Origin of the sequence: Paraburkholderia sp. J10-1 (assembly GCF_905220165.1) — a bacterium.
In the GTDB taxonomy this organism is placed as follows: Bacteria; Pseudomonadota; Gammaproteobacteria; order Burkholderiales; family Burkholderiaceae; genus Paraburkholderia.
On the sequence record NZ_CAJMYW010000013.1, the window covers coordinates 50,678 to 74,578 of the forward strand.

Below are 23,901 nucleotides of genomic sequence, written 5' to 3' on the forward strand. Positions count from 1 at the left end.
CGGCCGCGCCGCGCCCGTGTGCGCCGCCAACCGCGGCACAGCGAAGCGCGGCACTGCCTGTTCAGAAGCGATGCGTCATGCCGACCACGGCGAGCACCTGCTTCGTGTCCGTGCTCGTCACCGAAACGCCCGGCCAGCTCATCGTCGCTGTGCCGTTGTTCTTCATGTAGCCCGCGCGCATATAGAACGCCGTGCGCTTCGAGAGACTGTGATCCACGCCGATCTGCACGCCGGGCGTGTTGTCGTGCGCGCCACGCACGTTGCGCTCGAACCCTGCAATCTCGAACGTATCAGCCGACGTCGCCTGAACCGTCGCGCCGAACTCCATCACGCTCGACGATTTGCCCGCGCCGAGCAGCGCCGCGAGCGAATGCGCTGGCGCGTCGTGCGGCTTGTTGTACGCATAGTTGAATTGCAGATTGACAATGCCGATGCGGTAGCTGAGCACGCCCGTGTAGTGTTCTGTGCCTAGCAGGTTGAGCGGACCGGGCAGCCCCGCGATCGTCGCCGTGCCGGGATGCTGATACTGGTAAGCGATGCCGGCGTAGAGTCCGTAACCCGAATACGTAAGCCCCAGGTCGAGTATGTTGCCCGAGGTCTGCGGAACCGGCTGGGTGACGGTGGCCGTAAAGCCATACATGCCGTAAAACTGGACACCCGCGAGATTCGGCGACTTGTAGAGCATGGAATTGCTCGTACGGCCCGTTGCGGACTGACTGGCAAGCGTATTGCGATCGACCGCGAGCACCGCGGCCGAGAGCGGCGAGAGTACTTCGTTGCCACGGAACGGATCGGTCGGATAAACGACCCAGAACGTCGGCTGATACTGGCGCCCAAATGTCAGCGAGCCATAGTTCTCGTGAGTGAGGCCAACCCAGGCCTGACGGTAGAAGATCGCGCTGGTATCCGCGAGCAGACCGCCGTTGTTGATGTTGTAGCCGGCTTCGGTGTCGAACACCGCCTTCAGCCCGTTGCCTAAATCTTCAACTCCCTTCAGGCCGAACATCGACCCCGTGTTCCCGCCGCTTCGTTCGGAATACGAATTCTTTGCGCCGTTGTGCAAATACTGAATGAACACATCTGCCACGCCATACAACGTCACGCTCGACTGCGCCGCGGCGCTGCCGGCCACCACGGCCAGCGTCGCCCCGCAAATACCCTTGCTGATAGAACGCATGCATGTCTCCTCTTTATGATTGCCGCGTACAACAGCGCGGCGAATGTGTAACCCGTTTGGCACAGCGAAGCACATGCGGCGCAGTGTTGCAGGGACGATGGAGGGGACAACTACCCGAACGGAGTGGGGACGGGAATACCCCAACCGTCGCATGAAACCGGATGCGCAACGCCCAGATACAGGCCAGGATGCAGGCCCACGAAACTGGCGCGCCCTGCTGCGCATGCCGCAACGTCAACGTGCGCCAACCACCCGCGCGGGGTGGTGCCGCCGTGCCCCAGTCAGCTCACGATCGCACTATCGCGCCTGGCGTTGCAGTGGCGCATTCTGGAGCGGCATTGCATGCATCACAATCCAACCGCAAGCGCGACGCGAAAGTTGGCGCACACGCGCCAGATCGTCTGCACCGGCTACGTGCGCGACGACGGCCTCTACGACATCGAGGCCCGCATGACGGACACGAAGGGCCACGATTCGGCGCTGTTGTTCAAGGACGTGCCGCGCGGTAGCCCGATCCACGACATGCGGTTCACGATCACGATCGACGCCCATCTCGTGATTCGCGCGGCGCACGCGCACACGGAAAGCGCGCCCACGCCCTGGTGCTCGCAGATCAACGAGGCCTACGCAAAGCTGGCCGGCATTGCGATTGGCAGCGGCTTCATGAAGGAAGTGAAGGCGCGCCTGGGCGGCGCATTGGGCTGCACGCACCTCACCGAGTTGCTCGGCCCGATGGCTACCACTGCGTTCCAGACGATCATGGGGCTGCAGGAGGGTGCGCACACGAGCCTCGCCGCAGCCGCCCGCGGCGAAGGGAAGCCGCTTTTGCCCATGCTCGACGCATGCCACGCATGGCGCGCGGACGGCGAAGTCGTACATGCAGCGAGCCTGCTGCGCGCACGCGGGTGAGCGCCGATGTCTGGCGGCCGGTATCGCCCCCTGCCGACCCTCATTGCGCTACCGCAAAGCCGACCGGCACGCGCGGCGCGCTCGCTCGCGTGCCCGCACAATCACGCGCGCTACAATAGCCCGATACTCGATTCGTCATCGGGCGTGCGCAGTCGTCGCGGCGCCATGACTGCAAGGCGCACGCGAACATGCCGCAACGCTGGCCCGACTCCCCATCCGCCGCCACCGGCGCGCCGTCGCGGGTGATGGCGCCGCGCAACAAAACGCGCGTCGTCGCACGCGAGCGTGTGGTCAGCCAGCTCATCGAGGCCCGGCGCAAGCGTTGCATCGTGCTCCAGGGGCCGGCCGGCTGCGGCAAGACGACCACGCTGCTCGCCTGGCGCGAGGCGCTGCTGCCGCTAGGCTTCAATCTCGCGTGGCTCACGCTCGCGCCGGAAGACGACGATCTCGCGAGCTTCGTCGACGGTCTCGTAGCAAGCCTCGCCCAGGTCGACCCGGCCATTTGTCGCGAGGCGGCCCTCCTCGGCGGCCGCGGCGTGGACGACGAAGCGGTCGAGCGCACCGTGATCGCGCTCGTGCGCGCCATCGCCGCTCGCACAGCCGACCTTGCGCTCGTCGTCGACGATCTCGACCATGTCACCAATCCACGCAGTCATCGCGCCCTCCAGTGGCTGATCGATTACGCGCCGTCGAACCTGCACATCGTGCTGGTGTCGCGCGGCAGCTTTCCGGTGTCGCTCGGTCGCCTACGCGATCGGGATCTGGTGCTGGAGCTCAACATGCGCGACCTGCGCTTCACCTTCGCCGAATCCGCAACATATTTGCGGGCGCAGCTTGGCGAAGTTAGCGACAAAGATGCGCGCGAGATGCACGAGCTGACCGATGGCTGGGTGGCCGGCCTGCAGCTTTTCTCCATGCATCTGAAGCGCCGCCGCTCGGCGGACGTCGTCCCGCCCCTCGCGAGCATGCAGCTTCACGACGCGAGCGCTTTTGGGGACTACTTCGAACGGGCGGTGCTCTCCCGCCTTTCGGCAACCGAGGTCGAGCTGCTCGTGCGCACTTCGGTTTGCGCGCGCCTGTGCTCGTCGCTGTGCGTCGCGCTCGTCGGCGACGAGCAGCCGCCAGAGGAAGTCCTTGCGCTGCTCGCACGCCTCGAAGCGGACAACCTCTTCATCACGCAGGTAGAACGTGTCGGCAATGAGACGTGGTACCGGCTCAATCCGCTCTTTCGCGAGACCCTGCTCGATCGCATGCGCACGCGAAGCGAGGCCCTGCAGCACGCGGTGCATCACGCGGCCTGGTGCTGGTTCCGCGACCACGGCTTGCCCGAGGAAGCCGTGCGCCATGCGCTGCAGGCCGGCGAAGCGGCCGCTGCTGCCGAACTCGTCTTGTCGGTGGCGCGCGATCTGCAGCTGTCCGGTGATCTACGCAAGCTCGTCTCGCTCATTCACCTGCTGCCGCACGCCGAGATCGAGGCGCGCATCGACCTGCGGCTGTGGCGTCTGCAGCTCGAACTGTATGCGCGCGACTTCGAAGCCTGCGCCGCAAGCATCGCGCGCCTCGACACCGCGATTCCCGCCGACAACACCCAGGCGCGGTACCGTCTCTTGCTGCTGCGCGCGGCCGTCGACGTGCAACGCGACGACGCCGACAGCGCGGCGGCCATCCTGCCCGCGATTCTCGCCGCCCCGGTCGACGCCACGAGCCAGTCGATCGGCGCGCGCAGCAACCTGCTTTCCTGGCTCTACATGCGGCGCGGCGAATACGAAGAGGCACGCGCCGCGCAACACGACACCCCACGCCCGCTGCACGCGGGCTCCCCGTTGATGGGCACTTCCGCGGGCGTGCTCAACGGGCGCTGCCTGGTCGGCTTCAGCTACGCGCTCGAAGGCCAGTTCCTGCAGGTCGAGCGCATTAGCCGCGACGTCCTCGCGGAGGCCGACGAACGTGGCAGCAGCACGGCGGAGGCCGCGTGCTTCGCGGCGGCGCTGCTTGGCGAGGCGCTCTACGAGTTCAACGACATCGCCGGTGCGAGACGGCTGCTCGAAGATCGCGTCGATGTGCTCGAGCGCGTATCCATTCCGGACTCCGTACTACGTGTGCACACCGTGCTCTCTGCCGCGCATTGGGCGGAGAGCCACCGGCTCGATGCATTCGCGTATCTCGATCGGCTCGAGGAGTACGCAAGCCGGCACGGCCTGCCGCGGCTCCTCGCGCACAGCCTCGCCGCGCAGGTCCGCCAGCATCTGCATTGCGGCCAGTTCGAAGACGCCGAAACCGATCTCGCGCGGCTCGACATGATCGCGGCACGTTTGCGGCCCACGCGGCCGAATGCCTGGCACGACGTCCACGCGCTCGCGGAGCGCTCGCATGTCAACTGGTGCCTCGCACACGAAGACTTCGAGGGCGCGGCCTTGCGCCTGCCCGAACTCATTGCGCATTGCAGCGAGCGCGGCTGGCAGCACCACATGGTGCAGTTGCGCATGCAGTCGGCGCTCGTGGATCACCGCCGCGGTCGTCTGGAAGCAGCCCGAGAAACCGCGCTCGCCGGCTTGCGCCTCGCCCACCGGCTCGGCCTCGTGCGCAGCGTGCTCGACGTGGACGCCGGGATCGTTGCCTTCGCGGACCAGGTTGTGCATGGCATGGCGGGCGAAACGGACGATGCAGACACTGGCGCCGATCCCGTGCTGGCGTTTTACGTCGACCGGTTGCGCGCCGCGCAGGTCACGGCAGCCGCACTCGCCAGCACAACGAACGAAGCTTCGCTGCAGCGCGACGCAACGCCAAACGGGGCCGAAACCCTCAGCGAGCGCGAAACGAAGGTCGTGAGTCTGCTCGCGCAGGCGCTGCCGAACAAGAAGATCGCCCGCACGCTCGGCATCTCGCCCGAAACGGTCAAGTGGCATCTCAAGAACATCTACGGCAAGTTAGGCGTATCGAGCCGCGATGAAGCGGTCGCGCGCGTGCGCGATCTGGGCATCGATCCCTGACGGGCGCCCCGCCCGGGCACGGGCGCGCATGCGCCACCCGGTACGGGTGGTACGACTGCCGGCACCACCCGCTATGCTTGTTTTCAAGGGGTTTCGCCCGACCGAACCCCTCCCGGAAAAATCAACGTGGCGCACCCCAAGGGTTGCACGCAAACGTTCAGGAGACACGGCTTAATGAGTACGCTCTCGGCCAGTACTGCGCCGGCGGTTGCCGTCCGGCCTCTACCCATGCCCCACCGTCGAACGCTCGTCGAGCGGCGCAGCGACGGCAGCCTGATCCTGCGCCCGGCAAATCCGCCGCCAGCCATTGCGCAAAAGAGCTTCGTGGATTTCGTCGAGGGCTGGGCGCTCACGCGCGGCGAGACCGCCGCATTTTGCGAGCGCGGGAGCGACGGCGCATGGCGGCGCCTGAGCTGGCGCGAACTCTGGCAGCAGGTGCAGTGCGTCGGCGCCGCGCTGCTCGAGCTGGGCCTCGATCAGGCGCACCCGCTCATGCTGCTCTCCGGTAATTCGATCGAACAGGCCGTCGTGCTGCTCGCCGCCGAATACGTGGGCATTCCCACCGCACCGGTTTCGCCCGCCTACGCGACGCTGAGCCAGGACTTCGCGCGTCTGAAGGCCATAGCGGAACTGGTGCCGCCCGCCGCATTGTTCGTGCAGAACGCCGCACCCTTCGAACGTGCACTCGCCACGCTCGCGCACTGCCACGCGCCGGTCGTCGCCGTGCAAGGCGCCGGCGCAGGCCAGCAAGACTGGGCGACGCTCGCGCAGACCGAACTGACCGCGTCGCGTCGTGCCGCGGTCGCCGCCGCGCATACCGCTATCACGCCGGATGCAACAGCACGCGTGCTCTTCACGTCCGGCTCGACCGGCACGCCCAAAGGCGTTGCCCTGACCTACGGCAATCTCAAGGCCGTAGCCGCCTACTACGCCGACAATCTCGCCTTCCTGCTCGACACCGAGCCCGTGTTCCTCGACTGGCTGCCGTGGCATCACGGCCTCGGCGGCGTGCTCAACCTGGGCCGCTCGATCCAGTTCGGCGCGACCCACTATATCGACGACGGACGCCCCGTGCCCGGCCTCATCGAGCGGACGGTGCGCAACCTGCGCGAGGTGGCGCCCACGATTTTCACGAGCGTCCCGTCAGCGTGGGCCGTGCTCGCGAACGAGCTCGAGCGGGACCCCGAACTCGCGGCGAACCTGTTCTCGAAGGTTCTCTTCTTCGGCTATGGCGGCGCGAGCCTGCCCACCGATGTCCATGAGCGCATCCAGCGCGTGGCCGAAAAGACCGTTGGCCAGCGCATCGCCTTCGCGACCGGCCTCGCCTGCACGGAAACGAGCGGCATGGGGACGATGTGCGGCTGGATCACCAACACGATCAGCAATATCGGCACACCGGTTCCGGGTTCGGAAGTGAAGCTCGTGCCGCTCGAAAGCGCAGACGGCCGCTACGAGATCCGCATGCGCGGCGCGAACGTGTTCGGCGGTTACATCAAGCAGCCGGCGCTCACGGCGGCCGCCTTCGACGAGGAAGGCTTCTTCCGGCTCGGCGACGCCGTGCGCCTCGCCAATCCCGAAAACCCATCGGACGGCATGCTGTTCGCCGGTCGTGTCGTGGAAGACTTCAAACTCACGAACGGCACATGGGTGCGCACGGGCGCGATGCGGCTCGCGCTGCTCGATCGCTGCGCCCCGCTGCTCACCGACGCCGTGATCTGCGGACACGATCACGATTACGTCGCTGCGCTCGCCTGGCCGAACGTTCCGGCGTGCCAGCGTCTCGCGCCGGAACTCGCGGGCCTCGACGCCGCCGCGCTGGCGCAACACCCTGTCGTCGTCGCCGCACTGAGCGAGCAGTTGCGCGACCAGCGCGCGCAAGGTGCGAGCGTTCACGTCGAACGGCTGCTGCTGATGGCAGAGCCGCCCTCCATGGACGCGAACGAAATCGCTGACAAGGGTTATGTCAATCAGGCCGTCACGCGCACGCGCCGGGCCCACCTCGTCGACGCGCTCTTTCACGCCGAACCCGCCGCACACGTCGCTCGCGCGCGTTGAGCTCACCCTCGCACTCCCACACCCCTAACAGCAACTGCTAACGTTCAGGACTCCGATATGCAAATCAACCGTAACGTTTTTCGCGACGACCACGAGATGCTGCGCACCACCGCGCGCCGCTTCCTCGAAAAGGAATGCGTGCCGAGGCAAGCCGAATGGGACAAGGCCGGCAAGGTCGATCGCGAGACCTGGCTCAAGGCCGGCCGCGAAGGCCTGCTATGCCTGACGCTGCCGACCGAATACGGCGGCGGCGGCGGCGACTTCGGCCATGCGGCCGTGTTCAACGAGGAAGTCAGCCGGGCCGGGCTGAGCGGTCTCGGCTTCGGGGTTCACTCGGACATCATCGCTCCGTACATTGCACGGCTCGGCAACGAGGAGCAAAAGCAGCGCTGGCTGCCGAAGGCCTGCTCGGGCGAATACATCCTCGCCATCGGCATGACCGAGCCGGGTACGGGCAGCGACCTGAAGGCCGTGCGCACGACCGCCGTACGCGACGGCGACGAGTACGTGATCAACGGCAGCAAGACCTTCATCAGCAACGGCCTGAATGCGGACCTCATCATCATGGTCTGCAAGACCGACCCGGCAGCCGGCTCCAAAGGCGTGAGCCTGATCGTGGTCGAAACCGACCGCGAAGGCTTTCGCCGTGGCCGCAAGCTCGAAAAGGTGGGCCAGCATGCGCAGGACACCGCGGAACTCTTCTTCGACAACGTGCGCGTGCCGGTCTCGAACCGGCTTGGCGAGGAAGGCAAAGGCTTCGCCTACCTGATGACGGAACTGCCGCAGGAGCGCCTCTCTATCGCCGTGAACGCGGCTGCCAAGCTCGAAGCCTGCCTCGAGCACACGCTGAACTACGTCAAGGACCGCAAGGCATTCAATCAGACCGTATGGGACTTCCAGAACACCAAGTTCAAGCTCGCCGACATCAAGGCCCAGGCGCTCGCGGTGCGGCTCATGGTCGATCACTACCTGTCTGAGCACGTGCGACGCCGCCTCACGCTGGAGGAAGCCGCTGTCGTGAAGCTCTTCGCGACCGAAACGCTCGGCAAGGCGCTCGACGAAATGGTGCAGTTGCACGGCGGCTACGGCTACATGCTCGAATATCCGGTGGCCCGCGCATTCGCCGACGCTCGCGTGATGCGCATTTACGGCGGCACGAGCGAAGTGATGCGCGACCTCATCTCACGCAAACTTTAAAAAAATTCAACTCACTCAGGAGTACTGATATGACTCGAAGCGCATACATCGCCGGCGTCGGCATGATTCCGTTCAAGAAGCCCGGCGCGAGCGACACCTACGACGTGATGGGCGCCACCGCGATCCGCCAGGCGCTCGCCGACGCGGGCATCGACTACAGCGATGTGCAGCAAGCCTATGCGGGCTACGTCTACGGCGACTCGACCTGCGGCCAGAAGGCCCTTTATCAGGTCGGCATGACGGGCATTCCAGTCATCAACGTGAACAACAACTGTGCGACGGGCTCGTCCGCGCTCTATCTCGCGCGCCAGGCCGTGCAGAGCGGCGCGGTCGACTGCGCGCTCGCGGTTGGCTTCGAGTTCATGCAGCCCGGCGCACTCAAGTCGATCTGGAACGACCGCAAGAGCGCACTCGAGCGCGCGATCGACATCACCGACGAGCTGGTCGGCCAGCATGAGGGTTTGAGCAACGCCATCCGCCAGTTCGCGGGCGCGGGTCTGTCGCACATGAAGCAATACGGCACGAAGCTCGAGACCTTCGCGAAGATCCGCGCGAAGGCGAGCCGCCACGCGGCGCGCAATCCGCTCGCCGTGTTCCGCAACGTGGTTTCGACCGAAGACGTGATGGCCGCGCCCATGCTCTGGGAAGGCGTGCTCACGCGCCTGATGGCCTGCCCGCCCACCTGCGGCGCGGCGGCGGCGCTCGTCGTGTCCGAGGCGTTCGCGAAGAAGCACGGCCTGCGCACCGACGTGGTGATCGCCGGCCAGGCGCTCACCACCGACACCCCGAGCACGTACGACGCGCGAGACATGATCCGCGTGGTCGGCTTCGACATGACGCGCTCGGCTGCGAAAAGCGCCTACGAGCAAGCCGGCATCGGGCCGCGCGACATCGACGTGATCGAGTTGCACGACTGCTTCGCGCAGAACGAACTGCTGACCTACGAGGCGCTCGGCCTGTGCGCGGAAGGCGAAGGCGAAAAGCTTGTGAACAACGGTGACAACACCTACGGCGGCGAATGGGTCGTCAATCCGTCAGGCGGCCTGCTCTCGAAGGGACATCCGCTCGGTGCAACGGGTCTCGCGCAATGCTACGAACTCACACAGCAACTGCGCGGCACGGCGAGCGAGCGCCAGGTCGAAGGCGCGAAGGTCGCGCTCGCGCACAACGTGGGTCTCGGCGGCGCGTGCGTCGTCACGGTCTACAAGCGCGCGTGAGCGTGAGCACGGCTGACGACTGGGAGTCAACCACATGATCGACAAGCAACACATCGGCAAGACGCTGCCCGCGTTTCGCGCCGTAGCCGAAGCGGGCCGGCTGCGCTTCTTCGCACAGGCGATTGGCGAATCGAATCCCGTCTACTTCGACGAGTCCGCCGCGCGCGACGCAGGACACCCCGGCCTGCCGCTGCCGCCCACGTTCCTGTTCTCGCTCGAATTCGAGCAGCCGGACGGGTCCTGGCGCGACGAGATCGGCATCGAGCTGCCGCGCATCCTGCACGGCGAACAGTCTTTCACGTATCACCGGCTCGCCTATGCGGGCGACGTGCTGCTGTTCGAGTCGCGCATCGCCGACATCTACGACAAGAAAGGCGGCGCGCTGGAGTTCGTCGTGCGCGAGACGCGCGTCACGAACCCGCGCGGCGAGCACGTGGCCGATCTGCGCAGCGTGATCGTGCAACGCAACGGCTGAAGGGAGACCTCGCATGACCATCCAGTACGACACGATTCAGGTGGGCGACACGCTCCCTCCCCTCGAACTGCCGAGCGTGGACCGCAAGATGCTCGCGCTCTTCGCAGGGGCCTCGGGCGACCACAACGCAGTGCATATCGACATCGACTATGCGCGGCGCGCGGGCATGCCCGACGTGTTCGCGCACGGCATGCTCTCGATGGCCTGGCTGGGCCGCCTGCTCACCCAATGGGTCGATCAGCGCCAGTTGCGCCAGTTCGGCGTGCGCTTCGTCGGCATCACGCACCTCGGCCATCGCATCGTGTGCACGGGGCGCGTGGTCGAGAAGTTCGAAGCCGAAGGCGAGCGTCGCGTGCGCCTCGAAATCCAGACCGCCAACCAGTATGGCGAACCGCGCGTCGTGGGTGACGCCGTGGTCGCGCTCTGAACCCACCAGCATCAATCGATAGAAGGAGTCAACAGCATGGGTAAGCTCGACGGCAAGGTGGCGCTCGTCACCGGCTCGGGACGCGGCATCGGCCGTGCAATCGTGGAAAAGCTCGCTAGCGAAGGCGCGCGCATTGTCGTGAACGACCTCGACGCCGATCCGGCGCACGAAACGGTCGAAGCGCTGCGCAAGACAGGCGCCGAAGCGGTGGCCTGCGTGGGCAACGTGACGGCGCCGGACTTCGCCGAGCGCTTCATCAACACGGCGATGAGCACGTACAAGGGCATCGACATCATCGTGAACAACGCCGGCTACACCTGGGACGACGTGATCCAGAAGATGACCGACGAACAGTGGTACGCGATTCTCGATTGCCACATGACCGCGCCGTTCCGCATCCTGCGCGCCGCGTACCCGCATGTGAAGGCGCTGCACGCGGCCGACGTCGCCGAAGGACGCGAGGTGTATCGCAAGATCGTGAACATCTCGTCCACGTCCGCGCTCAATGGCAACGCCGGGCAGATGAACTACTCGTCCGCGAAGGCCGGGGTGATCGGCATGACGCGCGCACTCGCACGCGAATGGGGGCGCTTCAACGTCAATGTCAATGCGGTGGCATTCGGCCTGATCCACACGCGCATGACGAGCGCCGACGCGAAAGCGGGCGCGACGGTGAGCATCGAAGGCCGCGAGATCCGCGTGGGCCTGAACCCGGAGTTGATCAAGACGCATGCGCAGCGCACGCCGCTCGGCCGGGGCGGTACGCCCGAAGAAGCGGCGGGCGGCGTGTATCTGTTCTGCTCGCCCGAGTCGAACTACATCACCGGCCAGACGGTCGCGGTAGCGGGCAATCTTCAGTAAAGCGAAGCAACGACTTGTCCAGTCCGGAAACCCGCCGCCGCGCGGGTTTTCTCTTTTTCGGGGCCTGATTAAGCGTCGGGGGGTCTATTCAGCGCCCGTATCGAGGCCAATGCCACGCGCGATGCCCGCCGCCGCGAACACCATGACGATGACCAGCACCGTCTGCCACACGCCGATGCGGGCATATTTCGGCGCGCCGGTCAGATCCGGCACGTCGCCTCGGCGCACGGCGAGGCGCCAGCGCAGCAGCGCCATCATCGGGGCAATCTCGAGCAGGAGGATCAGCACGAGCGCGCCCATCTTCACGTGAAAGAGCGGTTCGTGCAGGTAGTACCCGGCGCCCTTCTCGAAGCCGCCGAACGCGCGCATGGCACCGGTGACGATCAGCACGACGGCCGAGCCGCCCCAGCCGTTGTCGGCGCTGAAGATCGCCGGCAGGTCCTCGGTGGAGGTACAACGGCGCAGTCCGCGTGTACGCCGCAGGATGGACGCGAGCGCGAAGCCGAAGGCCAGCAGGTGAATGGCGGCGAGCAACCAGCGTATGAGCATTGCGACTCCTTCGAGTGGACGACAGGAACGGCAAGCAGCAGAAAAGCGGGCGTAAGCGCGGGCGCGGCGTCGATAGCCGCGCCATGTCGGGTGCGTCAGGTCTGCTTCAGCGCCGAGTCGAGAGCGCGCGAGGCCGTGCGGTCCCCTTCGGAGGCAAGCGACACGCGAAACACGGTCTGGCGGTTATGGCCCGCCGCAGCCGGCGAATCCCAGAGCAATTCGATCTTCGGCCGGCGCGCGGGCTTGCCCGCAGGCTTGGACGATGACGACGCCGATGCCTGACGCGGCACAGTGTGCGCGCCGGGCTCTCGCGTGGCCGCGGGCGGCACGCCCGCCAGCGTAGCGGCGGCATCGGGAGGATCCGCGCTGGCAACCGGCTCGGCAATGCCTGCCGTGACCGCGGGATCGTCCGCCTGAGCGCGCTCGGGTGCAGGCAGGCGCGCAGGCTCCGCCATGACCACCCCGCCCTGCGGCGTCCCCGAAAGCCAGCGCACCGACAGTTCACGCGCATCGTACTGCCCGACCTTGCGGCTTTCCTGCCAGACGACCGTCGTGCGCGTGGCCGGATCGATCGACACGGCGAAGCGCCCGATCGCGAAACGCCGCGCTGCGAAGTTGCTTCGCCAAAGCGCGCGCGGCCGGCAGATCCAGACCACAGCCGCATAGAGCGCGGGGGCGGCGACGAGCCAGCCATTCGTATCGGCCACGGCGTGGAAGGTGCGCCGCCAGCCGGCGGTCCAGACAAACACGCCGATCGAGCCGATCGCGAACAGAAAGCCGAGCACGCCGAAGAAGCGCAGCGCCTGGCGCAGCCACTGCGGCAGCGGGTGAAACGGCCGCTCGACGCGCGCCTTCGCGCCCGGCAGGACGATCAGCAGAAACAGGAAGACGAGATTCAGGCTTGCCGCCGGCGACGACGCCATGCCTTCGAGCGCGGCGAGGAAATTCATCTGCGCCATGGAGTGCAGCCAGCGCGCCAGGATCACGAGCCCGATCGCGCGCAGCGCGAAAAGCGTCCCGGCACCGGGTACGGTTGCCGTGGGCGTCGGTCGGGTTCTGGCCAAGGGTCTTCTCCTCTGTCGACCAGAGTTCGCGCTTCAGCGCGCAACTCTGGTCCCATGCAAAGCACGCTTTTGTGGGCGCCGCGGATTTTACGGCACGGCCATTATAGGGACATTAAGCGTGCGCCTCACTTGCCGGCGCAGCGAATGTGACAACGCCCCGGTGCACAGGCACCAGGGCGTTGGGGAAAAGCGGGAAAACCGGGCGCGCCGCAGCGCGTCCGGTTTCGGTGCGCAGCTTAGCCGGCGTTGACTTCGCGCAGCACCGTGCGATGCTTCTGGCGCAGCAGTTCTTCGTACACGGCCACATAGTTGCGCGCCATCACCTTCGACGAGAAGCGCGACTCGAACGCGGCGCGCACCTTCTCGCGCGGCAGCGTCGACAGGCGCTTGATCGCGGCGACTGCGCTGATTTCGTCTTCGACGACGAAGCCCGACACGCCGTTCTCGATGACTTCCGGCACCGAACCGCGCTTGAACGCGATGACCGGCGTGCCGCAGGCCATGGCTTCGATCATGACGAGGCCGAAGGGCTCCGGCCAGTCGATCGGGAACACCAGTGCGTGGGCATTGCCGAGGAACTCGCGCTTTTCGTGCTCGCCGATTTCGCCGATGTACTCGACGTGCGGCAGCGCCATCAGCGGCTTGATGACTTCTTCGTAGTAGGCACGGTCGGCCTTGTCGATCTTGGCGGCGACCTTGAGCTTCATGCCCGCCTGCCCGGCGATGCGGATCGCGCGGTCAAGGCCCTTCTCCGGCGAGACGCGGCCGAGGAATGCGAGGTAGCCGGGCTCGACGTTCGGAATCGGCGTGAGCACGTCTTCCGGCAGGCCGTGGTAGACGGTCTGCTGCCAGTTGGCTTGCTGCAGCGGATTGCGCTGGTTGTCCGAGATCGAAACGACCGGCACGTCGTTGAACGCGTTGAACACCGGCTGCAGTTCCGGCAGGTCCAGACGGCCGTGCATGGTCGTGACGAACGGCACCGGCTGACGCGCGAACAGCGAGAACGGGTAGTAGTCGATGTGGAAGTGCAGCACGTCGAATTCTTCCGCGCGGCGGCGAACTTCTTCGAGCAGCAACATGTGCGGAGCCATCACATCGCGAATCGTGGGGTCGAGGCGCAGTGCCTGCGGCCAGAACGCTTCGAGCTTTGCCGAGGTGATCGAATCGCCGCTGGCGAACAGCGTGACATCGTGACCCTGTTCGACCAGCGCTTCGGTCAGGTAGGAGACCACCCGTTCCGTGCCGCCGTACAGCTTGGGAGGAACCGCCTCGTGCAACGGAGCGATTTGAGCGATTCGCATAGTGGTGAACTCCTTCCTCGTAATAAATCGGGCAATAGACTGCAAATTTGACAATCGACCTATGCAGGCTGCGGCTTCCTTGTCGCCACGCGCCTTACAGGCGTTCCGTACCGCTAACCGCGCCGGAAATCCGGACACAGACCCGACGCAGTTGTGAAGCGGCAAGAGAGCGCACACGCGGCGGTTCAGGCGGTAAACGCGCAGGGTTCGCGGCCGTTGACATAAAAGCTGTCAAATTCCCTACGCCGTCCGAGTCGGCATTATCCCGGTCAGGGGTCAATACCGGCTAGATCATTTCAAAGTCTTTACGTTGTTACAAACCGGAAACACTCCGCAACCCATTGTTTTCCAAGAGAGTTCTAGATTGGGTGCTGCGCTGCGGAAAACAACTGCGGGGGATTGTCGCGGCACGAATCCGCATCGATCGATCCCACTCGTAAGGTTTCAGGTTCGTCATGGGCTGGCTGCGCGTTGCAGGCACGCACAGCAGTTTTCCGAATGCAATCCATAATTCTATCTCTAAAACATCTATCACTAAAACGGTCCACGATTCCTGTTGAACCTCCGCTGCAACAACGTGTCCCCAATCTGTATCCCGCGCTATCGTGTCGCGATATGATGCGCGTCCGCCGGGCACAGGCGGTGCGCCAGGCGCACGGGGTGTTTACAATGCGGTAAGTCCGCCTTCGTTGCCGCGCGCCCTGAGCCGTTCGTCGCCTCAGCGCCAGCTATCTTCCTTTGAACTTGCACGGACGAAATTCCGTCAGACCGACCACCCGATCAATTGGAACATCTGACCACCGCCCAGCGTAACGCCCACAACGCAAAGCTCGCGAGCTATGCGCGGCGTCCGCTCGCGTTCCTTTTCCGCTACATCAAGCGCCATCCGTTCGCCCACAGCGTCGTGCTCGCCAGCGTGTTCGCGGCCGTGGGCTGCGCGCTTGCGTCGCAATACGCCATCAAGCATCTGATCGACGTGCTCGGAGCAGGACGCCATCATCCGGGCCCGCTGTGGACCGCGTTCGCCATCCTCGTCGGCCTGATCGCCGCCGACAACCTGCTCTGGCGGGTCGGCGGCTGGTTCGCCGCGCACACCTTCGTCACCGTGACGGGCGACCTGCGGCGTGACCTCTTCCAGTATCTGAGCGGACACTCGCCCACTTACTACGCCGAAAAGCAGCCCGGCACGCTCGCGAGCCGCATCACCGCGACGTCGAACGCCGTCTACACGGCCGAGAACACCACGGCGTGGAACGTGCTGCCGCCCTGTATCGCCGTGGCCGGCGCGATCGTCATGATCATCGCCGTCAATCCGCTCATGGCGGCGGGCCTGCTCGTCTGCTCGGCCATCCTTTCGGTGATCCTTTTCAAGCTGGCCGGGCGCGGCTCCTCGCGTCACCACACGTTCGCTTCCAAAGCGGCCGCCGTGGACGGCGAGCTCGTCGACGTGATCGGCAACATGGCGCTCGTGCGCGCCTTCGGCATGACGTTGCGCGAGCAAAAGCGCTTCGGCTCGACCGTCAAGGCCGAACTCGACGCGCGCCGCTCGAGCCTGCTCTACCTCGAAAAGCTGCGTCTGCTGCACGCCGTGATCACGGCCATGCTGTCCGCCGGGCTGCTCGGCTGGGCGCTCTGGCTCTGGGATCAGGGCAAGGCGACGTCGGGCGACATCGTGCTGGTTAGCTCGCTCGGCTTCACGATCCTGCACGGCACGCGCGACCTCGCCGTGGCGCTCGTGGATGTGACCCAACACGTGGCGCGCCTGGCCGAAGCCGTGCAAACGCTGCTGGAGCCGCACGGCATGCCCGACCGCGACGACGCCACGGAGCTCGTAGCCCAGGGCGGCCGCGTCGACTTCGAGGGCGTGACCTTCGCGTATCCGCACCGCAAGCCGATCCTCGATCATTTCGACCTGCACATCGAGGCCGGTCAGCGCGTCGGCCTGATCGGCAAATCGGGGGCAGGCAAGACTACGGTGCTCGCGCTGCTGCAGCACTTCTACGACACCCAGGGCGGCGCCATCAAGGTCGACGGCCAGGACATCGCGCACGTCACCCAGGACAGCCTGCGCCATTCCATTGCGCTCGTGCCGCAGGACATTTCGCTGCTGCACCGCTCGATCTACGAGAACATCGCCTACGGCCGCCCCGAGGCGAGCCGCGAGGAAGTGCTCGCCGCGGCTCGCGAGGCGCGCTGCGCCGAATTCATCGAGGCGATGCCCGAGGGCTACGACACGATCGTGGGCGACCGCGGCGTGAAGCTGTCGGGCGGCCAGCGCCAACGCATTGCGATCGCGCGCGCCATTCTGAAGAATTCGCCGATCCTGCTGCTCGACGAAGCCACCTCCGCGCTCGACAGCGCGTCCGAAGAGGCCATCCAGCAGGCGCTCGACCGGCTCATGGTCGGCCGCACCGTGATCGCGATCGCCCACCGCCTCTCCACGCTCAACAACTTCGACCGCATCATCGTGATGAGCGCGGGCAAGGTGATCGACGACGGCAGCCCCGAAGAGCTGCGCAACCGTCCGGGCCTCTACCGCGACCTCCTCGCCAAGCAGTACGGCAAGCATTCCACGCTGCATCTGGGCAAGAAGACCGACGAAAAGCACGTAGCCTGACCACCGCGCAGGCGGGCGCGCCGCCGCCGTGCGCTGCCAAACGCAAAAAAGCCGCTTCAGTGCATCGCCTGAAGCGGCTTTTTTTCGCTCTCGCCCAGACGGGCTCGGCGTGGGTGCTCAGCCCCGCGCGGGCTCGAGCGGCGGCAAGCTGACTCCTTTCCGCACGCTGACCTGGCTGAGATCGCGCATGAAGCGGTCGCGCCAGACCGAGACATTGTTCTCCCGCAACTGGCCCATCATGTCCCGATAGCGCGCAAGCCGCTCGGCAAGCGGCATGGCGAGCGCGGCATTGAGCGCGTCGGCCATGCCGTCGATATCGAGCGGATTGACGATCAGGGCGCCCGAAAGCTCCTGCGCCGCGCCGGCGAAGCGCGAGAGCACGAGCACGCCCGGATCTTCGGGGTCCTGCGCCGAGACATATTCCTTGGCGACGAGATTCATGCCGTCGCGCAGCGGGGTGACGTAGCCGACGTTCGACGCCCGGAACAACGCGGCCAGCACCGCCCGTTCGTACTGGCGATGGATGTACCAGATCGGCGTCCAGTCGAGTTCCGCATAGCGGCCGTTGATGCGCCCCGACTCCGCCTCGAGGCGCAGCCGGATGTCCTGATAGGCGTGCAGGTCGGCGCGCGTAGGCGGCGCGATCTGCACGAACGAGACCTTGTTGCGCTGCGCCGGCGCGTGGTCGAGCAGGCGCTCGAACGCGCGAAAGCGCTCCACGAGCCCCTTCGAGTAGTCGAGCCGGTCCACGCTCATGATGACCTTGCGCCCGTGCAGCGTGGCCTTGAGCGTGCGCACCGGCTTGCCGCGTTCGCCCGCTTTGGCAAGCTCCGCGATTTCGTCGGGATAGACGCCGATCGGGTAATCGCCCGCGCAGAGCGTCTGCCCGAACGCCTCGATGCGCGTGAGGCCGTCCGCCTGCAGCGCGGTCGTGCCGCCCGCCTCGTTCACGATGTAGTCGCAAAACGCGCGCAGATCGGGCCTGGTCTGGAAGCCGAGCAGGTCGAACGCGCAGAGCGCCTGAACCAGTTCGCGATGCGGCGGCACCGCCAGCAAAACCTGCGAGGCCGGAAACGGAATGTGCAGGAAAAAGCCGATGCGGTTCTTCACGCCCGCCGCGCGCAGCGCCTGGGCGAACGGAATGAGGTGATAGTCGTGGACCCAGATCACGTCGTCTTCGCGCAGAAGCGGCACGAGTTGCTGCGCGAGCCACGCGTTCACGCGGCTATAGCCCTCGTACTCGTGGCGGTCGTACTGGACGAGATCGGCGCGGTAGTGGAACGCGGGCCAGAGCGTCGCGTTCGAGAAACCGCGGTAGTACTGGTCGTAGTCGCGCCGCAGCAGGCCGATGGTGGCAAAGGTCACGGGCCCGCGCTCTTCGAGCGCGATCTGCGGCTGGCCGGAGGTGAGCACGTCCCCGCTCCAGCCGAACCACATGCCGCCGGTTTCCTTGAGCGCGTCGTACACGCCCACCGCGAGGCCGCCCGCGGCCGGACCGCCTTCGGAAATCGGCGCGACGCGGTTCGATACGATGATCAATCGGCTCATGAGGGGCGGGGTCCGTGCTGGAAATCAGGAGAGCAAGGCGCACGCGAGGCATCGCCGCGCGTGACGCAATCAACGTGGGGAGTGAAGCGAGGCATGCGCGCGCTCACCGGGCGCCCGGCATGGCCGCGACGAGCGACGCGAGCCACCCGATCAACGCGTCGACCGAATCGATGCGTGTTTGCGCGATGGTGTCGCCGCCGCCGACCTTGATCGACAGCCCGCCCAATGCGTTGACGACGGCGAAGCCCTTCTCGTCGGTCAGATCGTCGCCGGCGAACACCGGGCGGCGGCCCGCGAACGGCGGCTCGTCGAGAAACGCGCGCAGCGCGCGGCCTTTGTCGACGTCCTTCGGCTTGATCTCGTAGACCATCTTGCCGGGCTGCAGCACGTAGGCGTCGGCGTAATCGGCGGCGAGGCGCTCGGTCGCGGCGCGCGCGGTGCCCTCGTGCTCCGGAACGTTGCGGTAGTGCAGTGCGAGCGACGCGCCCTTGATCTCGAGCAGCATGCGCGGATGCGTGCGCACCACCTCCGCGAGCACCTGCTCCATGCGCAGCAAACGCTCATCGTTGAAGCCGACACGCTGTGTGTCGCCGTTGGCGTCGCGCCGCTCGGCGCCGTGCAGACCCGCCACGGGCAGATCGGGCATGCCGAGGAAACCGTCGATGCTCTCGATGCCGCGCCCCGAGACGATCGCCACGGCGCCGTGCGTCGTGCGGCGTAACTCATGCAGCAGCGCGAGCATGTCGGGACGCACGAGCACGCCGTCTGGCGTGGGCGCGAGATCGACGAGCGTGCCGTCGAAATCGAAGAAAAATGCCGTCTGGTCAGGCGGCAGGACTGCCGGAAGTGCTTGCATTGCGTTCTTTTCACCCATCGGCCTGCTGGCCGGGTATGGCCCCGGGCTGCGCCCAGGGAAAGTGTGCGAATCTTACCGCGCCTTGGATCGATTATCGAGAAAGTAAGGGGCTGACCGGCGGCGCAGGCCTGGCCGGACTCGAATCGGCTTGTTTGCGGTCCGGTTTGTCGAAAGTTGGACTCCCCTGCCAGGGCGGTGATTCAGCCGATGCGAGCCGATGCGGCATATCGACGCGAGCGATTAGCACGCCCGGGGCGCTCGCGACCGGGCAGCCCCAATTTTGCTACAGTCGCAGCGACAAGCCGGGCCCAACGCCCTGTTCGAGCGCGGCTAACGTAATCCAATCGAGTCGACGAGATTGCCTTTGTTCCTCACCTTCGAGCCCACGCTGCGCACGTTCCGCGCCCGCCTTTGCAGCGGCCTGCGCAGCCTGCGGCACGCGGCGCTCGCAACGGGCGCCTTGCTGCTCGTGGCATGCTCGCACCCGGGCGAGCCGTGGCAACTGACGAACGTAAGCGGCCACCTGCCCGACCTCGATTTCGCACTCACGGCCGACAACGGCCAGCCCGTAACGGGCGCGAGTTTTCGCGGGCGCACGACGCTCGTCTACTTTGGCTATACGCATTGCCCGGACGTCTGCCCGGAGACAATGGCGCGCCTGATGCAGGTTATAGCGAAGCTCGGCCCCGATGCGCAGAAAGTGCGGATACTCTTCATCAGCGTCGATCCGGCGCGCGACACGCCGCAGGCCTTGCACGCCTACGTCGGCGCATTCGATGCCCGGCATGCGCGCGGCCTGACCGGCACCGACAGCCAGATCGAGTCGCTCGCGCGGCGCTACCGCGTGGCCTACCAGATGGAAAAGCGCGACCCCGACGGCAGCTACGAAGTCACGCACAGTTCGGCCGTCTATGTGTTCGACGCGCAGGGCCACGCGCGCCTGCTCGCCACCGACAGCAACACCCCGGACGCGATCGCGCACGACCTGCGCCGCGTGATCAACGACACGGCGTGAACGCAGGACGCCTCGCGGGTCGAATCATCGAGTCTTAAAAGAGCACCAATCGCAACAGGAAACGTTATGACGAAGAACCTCAAGTCACTCACCGTCTCGCTCGGCTGCGCGCTGAGCACCTTCGGTGCGCTCGCCGCTTTCGCGCCCGCCGCACACGCCGCCCCGGGCGCGCTGAGCACGCAGGACGCGTGGGTGCGCTGGCTGCCCAACGACCTGCCTGCGGCGGGCTATGTGACGCTCAAGAACGATGGCGACCAGCCGGTCGATCTCGTGGGCGTATCGAGCGACGCTTACGGCATGGTCATGCTGCATCAGACGGTCTCGAATGGCTCGACGCAGAAGATGATCATGGTGCACAAGGCAACGGTGCCGGCGCACGGCACGCTGGCGATCGCACCGGGCGGCTACCACCTGATGCTGGAGAAGGCGAAGCACAAGATCGCACCGGGCGACACGGTGAACGTGAAGCTGCAATTCTCGGACGGCGAAACGCTCGACACGCCGTTCGCAGTCAAGTCGCCCTCAGGGCAGTAAGGCCGCAGCAAAACCAACGCGCGCATCCCGTATGGTTGCGCGCGCAAGCATGTTGAATCCGCGATGAGGCCGCCGCCATGCTCGCGATGACCCTGATCTACTGGCTCCAGCCGTGGGAGCCCTCGCCGACCGTGATGATCTGCACCCTGCTCGCGGCGGTGCTGTTCGTGCGCGGCAAACGGCACGCGCGGGTGTCGCTCGCGCGCCAGCTCTCATTCTGGTTCGGGCTCGGCGCGCTTTATGTCGTGCTGCATACGCGGCTCGACTACTACTTCGAGCACGAGTTCTTCATGCATCGCGCGCAGCACCTCGTGCTGCATCATCTGGGGCCGTTCTTCATCGCGCTCGCCTACCCGGGCGCGGCGCTGCGCGCGGGCATTCCGTTCAAGTGGCGCCAGCGCTTCGTGCGCCCCGTGCTCGCCGCGCGACCCGTGCGCGTGGCGCTCGACATCGTCATGCATCCCGTCGTCGCGGTGGGACTCTTCGTCGGGCTCATCTACTTCTGGCTCTTTTCGCCGATCCACTTCATCGCGATGCTCGACTGGCGCCTCTACCGCGTCATGAACTGGAGCATGGTGATCGACGGGCTGCTGTTCTGGTGGCTCGTGCTCGACTCGCGCCCCGCTCCGCCCGCGCGCCTCTCGCCGGGCAAGCGCGTGCTCGTCGTGATCGCGGCGATTCCGCCGCAAATCGTGCTCGGCGCGTTCATCTTCTTCACGCCGCGCGAGCTATATCCGATTTATTCGATCTGCGGCCGCGCATTCACCTGGCTTTCGCCCATGCGCGACCAGCAGATCGGCGGGCTGCTGCTGTGGATTCCGGGGTCGATGATGAGTGTGGTCGGCGCACTGATCGCGCTGCGCCACTGGATGCGCCTATCCGCGCGCGGACGTTTGCCGCAGCACCGGCGCGGCGCGCGACCAACATCGAATCAGGCCGAGCGCATCCACACGTGAGGAATGCCGTCCTCGTCGTGAATCTCGCCAACGGGTGAGAAGCCAAACGCACCGTAGAACTTCTGCAGATGCGCCTGGGCATGCAGACGCATCGCGACGTCCGGCCATTGGCGCGCGATCTGCGCGATGGCGCGTTCGAGCAGCGCGTTGCCGAGCTTGATGCCGCGATGGTTCTGCGACGTCACCACGCGGCCGATACGCACATCAGCATCCTCTGCATCGGGTAGCAGCACGCGCAGATAACCCGCGAGCGCTCGCTCGCCGCCCTCTTCGCTCCATGCGAACAGATGCCACGCGCCGAAGTCGAGACCGTCGATATCGCCATACACACAGTTCTGCTCGACGACGAACGCGTCGGAGCGCAATTTGAGCATGGCGTAGACTTCACGCGCGTCGAGCGCGTCGAAGGCTTTCCATTGCCAGTCGAATTGGGGTAGCGGCAAGGCGGCGGACTGCACGGTCATGGTCTGCGATTTCCATCGAAGCATAGTGAATGACCACGATTATGCCGCGCGCCGCGCATGCTACAAACCCGCGACTCAGGCGGCGCTCACTTTCGCCGGCGCGGCGCTTCGTACTTGCGCCAGTACTGGAACGGCTCTTCATGCAGATCGATGTCGAGATCGACGATGCGCGCCTGCATGCTCTCCTGCGCGTCGGCAATGGCCTTGTTGTAGACCGCCGGCGCGATCTCTTCGAGAAAGAAGCCCAGCAGCGCGCCCGCCGCGATGTTACCGATCGGCTCTTCCATGTTCGCGTCGAAATAGCGCTGGATGGAGGCGATCGCTTCGCTGCGCGCGTCTTCGGGAAGTTCGATGGACATGTCGGGCAACCGGAGAGGATGGGTGCCGGCTATTGTGCGCCACGTGCGTGAGCGCGCAGCAAAAAACAAAAGCCACCCGAAGGTGGCTTTTGTTTTGCATCTGGAGGCGCGAGCCGGAGTCGAACCGGCCTACACGGCTTTGCAGGCCGCTGCATAACCGCTTTGCTATCGCGCCAGAAGCGGACTGACTGGAACGCGGCGAACATCAGGCAAACTGCTTGAGCCCGCAACGACCGGACAGATTTGTTTGATGGCTTGATACTGATCCAAGCCTGCCAAACAAAAAGGGAAGCGTTGCTTCCCCTTGGCATTTGGAGCGGGAGACGAGTCTCGAACTCGCGACCTCAACCTTGGCAAGGTTGCGCTCTACCAACTGAGCTACTCCCGCAAATGTCCTGCTTTACTGCATTTTTCCTGCTCCAGCGCTTCGTTTTTTCTACTACAAAACGCCGCACCTTAAATTCTGGAGCGGGAGACGAGTCTCGAACTCGCGACCTCAACCTTGGCAAGGTTGCGCTCTACCAACTGAGCTACTCCCGCATATTCGCTTCAGATATATGCCTAACTTCGGCTTATCTTCTGCTATCTCCACCGCATCTGCTTGCTTGCTACTGCGTCGTGCAGCGGAGAAGTGAGATTATGTATAACCCGCAGAATCGTGTCAACCCCTTCGTGTGATCTTTTTGGAAAAAGACACATGGGATTCACACCACGCCGCTCACAGGCTTCCCCGTTCGCGGATCTGCGGCCACGCGAGCTTCATGTAGTAGAGCATCGACCAGATCGTGAGGAACGCCGCCACATAGATGAGCCACGCGCCCCACACGCGCGAGTCGAACAGCGTCACGCCGCCGAGCGTAAGCGGTGCGTAGAACAACAGCATGGGTATCGCGACCATCTGGCACGCGGTCTTGAACTTGCCGAGCGAATTCACGGCCACGCTCTTCGACGCGCCGATTTGCGCCATCCATTCGCGCAGCGCCGAAATCGCGATTTCGCGTCCGACGATCACGAGCGCGATCACGGCGTCGAGCCGCTGCAGATGCACGAGCACGAGCAGCGCCGCGGTCACCATCAGCTTGTCTGCGACGGGATCGAGGAATGCACCGAACGAGGACGTCTGATTCCACTTGCGCGCGAGAAAACCGTCGAACCAGTCGGTGAGCGCCGCGAGCACGAAGAGCAGCATCGCCAGTACGTTCTGCTGCATCGGGGAAAGCATTGTCTGCGGCAGATAGAACACGCCGACCACGAGCGGAATCGCCAGGATCCGCAGCCAGGTCAGGAGAATCGGAATATTGAACGGCATCGGCTGGCGCTATCTGTCGGG

At 65.5% G+C, this 23,901-nt stretch carries 21 protein-coding genes and 3 tRNA genes; 12 read left to right on the forward strand and 12 right to left on the reverse strand.

Going from position 1 to position 23,901, the window contains the following annotated elements:
• Positions 1-61: 61 nt before the first annotated feature.
• Positions 62-1,177 (reverse strand): porin, encoded by a 1,116-nt coding sequence (locus tag U5A65_RS30575; protein ID WP_321912479.1) that lies wholly within the window; start codon positions 1,175-1,177, stop codon positions 62-64.
• 342 nt (positions 1,178-1,519) lie between these two features.
• On the opposite strand from U5A65_RS30575, the gene U5A65_RS30580 reads away from it, so the two are divergent.
• The 8 genes from U5A65_RS30580 to U5A65_RS30615 all read left to right on the forward strand — a co-directional run bounded on the left by U5A65_RS30580 (position 1,520) and on the right by U5A65_RS30615 (position 11,308).
• A complete protein-coding gene (locus tag U5A65_RS30580) occupies positions 1,520-2,086 on the forward strand; it encodes a DUF2889 domain-containing protein (protein ID WP_321912481.1) in 567 nt (188 codons plus the stop codon).
• A gap of 188 nt (positions 2,087-2,274) precedes the next feature.
• The gene (locus U5A65_RS30585) at positions 2,275-5,076 is read left to right on the forward strand and encodes a LuxR C-terminal-related transcriptional regulator (RefSeq protein WP_321948756.1); all 2,802 of its coding nucleotides are present in this window, start codon (positions 2,275-2,277) and stop codon (positions 5,074-5,076) included.
• Between the two features lie 174 nt (positions 5,077-5,250).
• Positions 5,251-7,131, forward strand: a complete 1,881-nt coding sequence (locus U5A65_RS30590; RefSeq protein ID WP_321948757.1) for a feruloyl-CoA synthase — start codon at positions 5,251-5,253, stop codon at positions 7,129-7,131.
• A gap of 57 nt (positions 7,132-7,188) precedes the next feature.
• Complete coding sequence (locus U5A65_RS30595) at positions 7,189-8,328, forward strand: acyl-CoA dehydrogenase family protein (RefSeq protein ID WP_321912486.1); 1,140 nt, start codon at positions 7,189-7,191, stop codon at positions 8,326-8,328.
• Between the two features lie 29 nt (positions 8,329-8,357).
• Positions 8,358-9,545, forward strand: coding sequence for a lipid-transfer protein (locus tag U5A65_RS30600; protein WP_321912488.1), 1,188 nt, complete (start codon positions 8,358-8,360; stop codon positions 9,543-9,545).
• A 34-nt stretch (positions 9,546-9,579) separates the two neighbouring features.
• Positions 9,580-10,020 carry a MaoC family dehydratase N-terminal domain-containing protein gene (locus U5A65_RS30605; RefSeq protein ID WP_321948758.1) on the forward strand — a complete coding sequence of 147 codons (441 nt, stop codon included), beginning with the start codon at positions 9,580-9,582 and terminating at the stop codon, positions 10,018-10,020.
• Between the two features lie 13 nt (positions 10,021-10,033).
• Positions 10,034-10,447: a MaoC family dehydratase gene (locus U5A65_RS30610; RefSeq protein ID WP_321912491.1), complete on the forward strand. Its 414-nt coding sequence runs from the start codon at positions 10,034-10,036 to the stop codon at positions 10,445-10,447.
• A gap of 36 nt (positions 10,448-10,483) precedes the next feature.
• Positions 10,484-11,308, forward strand: coding sequence for an SDR family NAD(P)-dependent oxidoreductase (locus U5A65_RS30615; RefSeq protein WP_321948759.1), 825 nt, complete (start codon positions 10,484-10,486; stop codon positions 11,306-11,308).
• Between the two features lie 84 nt (positions 11,309-11,392).
• Here the strand turns inward: U5A65_RS30615 and U5A65_RS30620 are convergent, their stop codons facing one another.
• The 3 genes from U5A65_RS30620 to U5A65_RS30630 form a co-directional block, all read right to left on the reverse strand.
• Entirely contained in the window at positions 11,393-11,857 is a 465-nt protein-coding gene (locus U5A65_RS30620) for a DUF2214 family protein (protein WP_321948760.1), read from the reverse strand.
• 95 nt (positions 11,858-11,952) lie between these two features.
• Positions 11,953-12,921 (reverse strand): hypothetical protein, encoded by a 969-nt coding sequence (locus U5A65_RS30625; protein WP_321948761.1) that lies wholly within the window; start codon positions 12,919-12,921, stop codon positions 11,953-11,955.
• A 236-nt stretch (positions 12,922-13,157) separates the two neighbouring features.
• Positions 13,158-14,222 carry a glycosyltransferase family 4 protein gene (locus U5A65_RS30630; RefSeq protein ID WP_321912499.1) on the reverse strand — a complete coding sequence of 355 codons (1,065 nt, stop codon included), beginning with the start codon at positions 14,220-14,222 and terminating at the stop codon, positions 13,158-13,160.
• A gap of 784 nt (positions 14,223-15,006) precedes the next feature.
• On the opposite strand from U5A65_RS30630, the gene U5A65_RS30635 reads away from it, so the two are divergent.
• Entirely contained in the window at positions 15,007-16,839 is a 1,833-nt protein-coding gene (locus U5A65_RS30635; protein ID WP_321912501.1) for an ABC transporter ATP-binding protein, read from the forward strand.
• A gap of 117 nt (positions 16,840-16,956) precedes the next feature.
• Here U5A65_RS30635 and otsA read toward each other — a convergent pair whose 3' ends face one another.
• Positions 16,957-18,387 carry an alpha,alpha-trehalose-phosphate synthase (UDP-forming) gene (gene otsA, locus U5A65_RS30640; RefSeq protein WP_321912503.1) on the reverse strand — a complete coding sequence of 477 codons (1,431 nt, stop codon included), beginning with the start codon at positions 18,385-18,387 and terminating at the stop codon, positions 16,957-16,959.
• Positions 18,388-18,490: 103 nt separating this feature from the next.
• The gene (gene otsB / locus U5A65_RS30645) at positions 18,491-19,243 is read right to left on the reverse strand and encodes a trehalose-phosphatase (protein ID WP_321948762.1); all 753 of its coding nucleotides are present in this window, start codon (positions 19,241-19,243) and stop codon (positions 18,491-18,493) included.
• A 430-nt stretch (positions 19,244-19,673) separates the two neighbouring features.
• Here otsB and U5A65_RS30650 point away from each other — a divergent pair, with 430 nt between their 5' ends.
• From U5A65_RS30650 to U5A65_RS30660, 3 genes are all read left to right on the forward strand, one after another.
• Entirely contained in the window at positions 19,674-20,258 is a 585-nt protein-coding gene (locus U5A65_RS30650; protein ID WP_321948794.1) for an SCO family protein, read from the forward strand.
• Between the two features lie 66 nt (positions 20,259-20,324).
• Positions 20,325-20,792 carry a copper chaperone PCu(A)C gene (locus U5A65_RS30655; RefSeq protein WP_321936096.1) on the forward strand — a complete coding sequence of 156 codons (468 nt, stop codon included), beginning with the start codon at positions 20,325-20,327 and terminating at the stop codon, positions 20,790-20,792.
• An 86-nt stretch (positions 20,793-20,878) separates the two neighbouring features.
• A complete protein-coding gene (locus tag U5A65_RS30660) occupies positions 20,879-21,748 on the forward strand; it encodes a cytochrome c oxidase assembly protein (protein ID WP_321912647.1) in 870 nt (289 codons plus the stop codon).
• Here the strand turns inward: U5A65_RS30660 and U5A65_RS30665 are convergent.
• The 6 genes from U5A65_RS30665 to pgsA form a co-directional block, all read right to left on the reverse strand.
• The gene (locus U5A65_RS30665) at positions 21,724-22,212 is read right to left on the reverse strand and encodes a GNAT family N-acetyltransferase (RefSeq protein WP_321912507.1); all 489 of its coding nucleotides are present in this window, start codon (positions 22,210-22,212) and stop codon (positions 21,724-21,726) included. The two genes, U5A65_RS30660 and U5A65_RS30665, sit on opposite strands and share 25 nt — an antisense overlap.
• A gap of 86 nt (positions 22,213-22,298) precedes the next feature.
• Positions 22,299-22,571 carry a DUF2164 domain-containing protein gene (locus U5A65_RS30670; protein WP_321912508.1) on the reverse strand — a complete coding sequence of 91 codons (273 nt, stop codon included), beginning with the start codon at positions 22,569-22,571 and terminating at the stop codon, positions 22,299-22,301.
• Positions 22,572-22,672: 101 nt separating this feature from the next.
• Positions 22,673-22,746, reverse strand: a tRNA-Cys gene (locus U5A65_RS30675).
• 137 nt (positions 22,747-22,883) lie between these two features.
• A tRNA-Gly gene (locus U5A65_RS30680) sits at positions 22,884-22,959 on the reverse strand.
• Positions 22,960-23,035: 76 nt separating this feature from the next.
• Positions 23,036-23,111, reverse strand: a tRNA-Gly gene (locus U5A65_RS30685).
• A 178-nt stretch (positions 23,112-23,289) separates the two neighbouring features.
• Entirely contained in the window at positions 23,290-23,880 is a 591-nt protein-coding gene (pgsA, locus tag U5A65_RS30690) for a CDP-diacylglycerol--glycerol-3-phosphate 3-phosphatidyltransferase (protein ID WP_042261239.1), read from the reverse strand.
• Positions 23,881-23,901 lie beyond the last annotated feature (21 nt).

Excerpts from the sequence above, each read along its gene's own strand:
- U5A65_RS30575 (WP_321912479.1), bottom strand. The coding sequence starts at position 1,177 with ATGCGTTCTATCAGCAAGGGTATTTGCGGGGCGACGCTGGCCGTGGTG.
- U5A65_RS30580 (WP_321912481.1), top strand. The coding sequence starts at position 1,520 with ATGCATCACAATCCAACCGCAAGCGCGACGCGAAAGTTGGCGCACACG.
- U5A65_RS30585 (WP_321948756.1), top strand. The coding sequence starts at position 2,275 with ATGCCGCAACGCTGGCCCGACTCCCCATCCGCCGCCACCGGCGCGCCG.
- U5A65_RS30590 (WP_321948757.1), top strand. The coding sequence starts at position 5,251 with ATGAGTACGCTCTCGGCCAGTACTGCGCCGGCGGTTGCCGTCCGGCCT.
- U5A65_RS30595 (WP_321912486.1), top strand. The coding sequence starts at position 7,189 with ATGCAAATCAACCGTAACGTTTTTCGCGACGACCACGAGATGCTGCGC.
- U5A65_RS30600 (WP_321912488.1), top strand. The coding sequence starts at position 8,358 with ATGACTCGAAGCGCATACATCGCCGGCGTCGGCATGATTCCGTTCAAG.
- U5A65_RS30605 (WP_321948758.1), top strand. The coding sequence starts at position 9,580 with ATGATCGACAAGCAACACATCGGCAAGACGCTGCCCGCGTTTCGCGCC.
- U5A65_RS30610 (WP_321912491.1), top strand. The coding sequence starts at position 10,034 with ATGACCATCCAGTACGACACGATTCAGGTGGGCGACACGCTCCCTCCC.
- U5A65_RS30615 (WP_321948759.1), top strand. The coding sequence starts at position 10,484 with ATGGGTAAGCTCGACGGCAAGGTGGCGCTCGTCACCGGCTCGGGACGC.
- U5A65_RS30620 (WP_321948760.1), bottom strand. The coding sequence starts at position 11,857 with ATGCTCATACGCTGGTTGCTCGCCGCCATTCACCTGCTGGCCTTCGGC.
- U5A65_RS30630 (WP_321912499.1), bottom strand. The coding sequence starts at position 14,222 with ATGCGAATCGCTCAAATCGCTCCGTTGCACGAGGCGGTTCCTCCCAAG.
- otsA (WP_321912503.1), bottom strand. The coding sequence starts at position 18,387 with ATGAGCCGATTGATCATCGTATCGAACCGCGTCGCGCCGATTTCCGAA.
- otsB (WP_321948762.1), bottom strand. The coding sequence starts at position 19,243 with ATGCAAGCACTTCCGGCAGTCCTGCCGCCTGACCAGACGGCATTTTTC.
- U5A65_RS30655 (WP_321936096.1), top strand. The coding sequence starts at position 20,325 with ATGACGAAGAACCTCAAGTCACTCACCGTCTCGCTCGGCTGCGCGCTG.
- U5A65_RS30660 (WP_321912647.1), top strand. The coding sequence starts at position 20,879 with ATGACCCTGATCTACTGGCTCCAGCCGTGGGAGCCCTCGCCGACCGTG.
- U5A65_RS30665 (WP_321912507.1), bottom strand. The coding sequence starts at position 22,212 with ATGACCGTGCAGTCCGCCGCCTTGCCGCTACCCCAATTCGACTGGCAA.
- U5A65_RS30670 (WP_321912508.1), bottom strand. The coding sequence starts at position 22,571 with ATGTCCATCGAACTTCCCGAAGACGCGCGCAGCGAAGCGATCGCCTCC.
- pgsA (WP_042261239.1), bottom strand. The coding sequence starts at position 23,880 with ATGCCGTTCAATATTCCGATTCTCCTGACCTGGCTGCGGATCCTGGCG.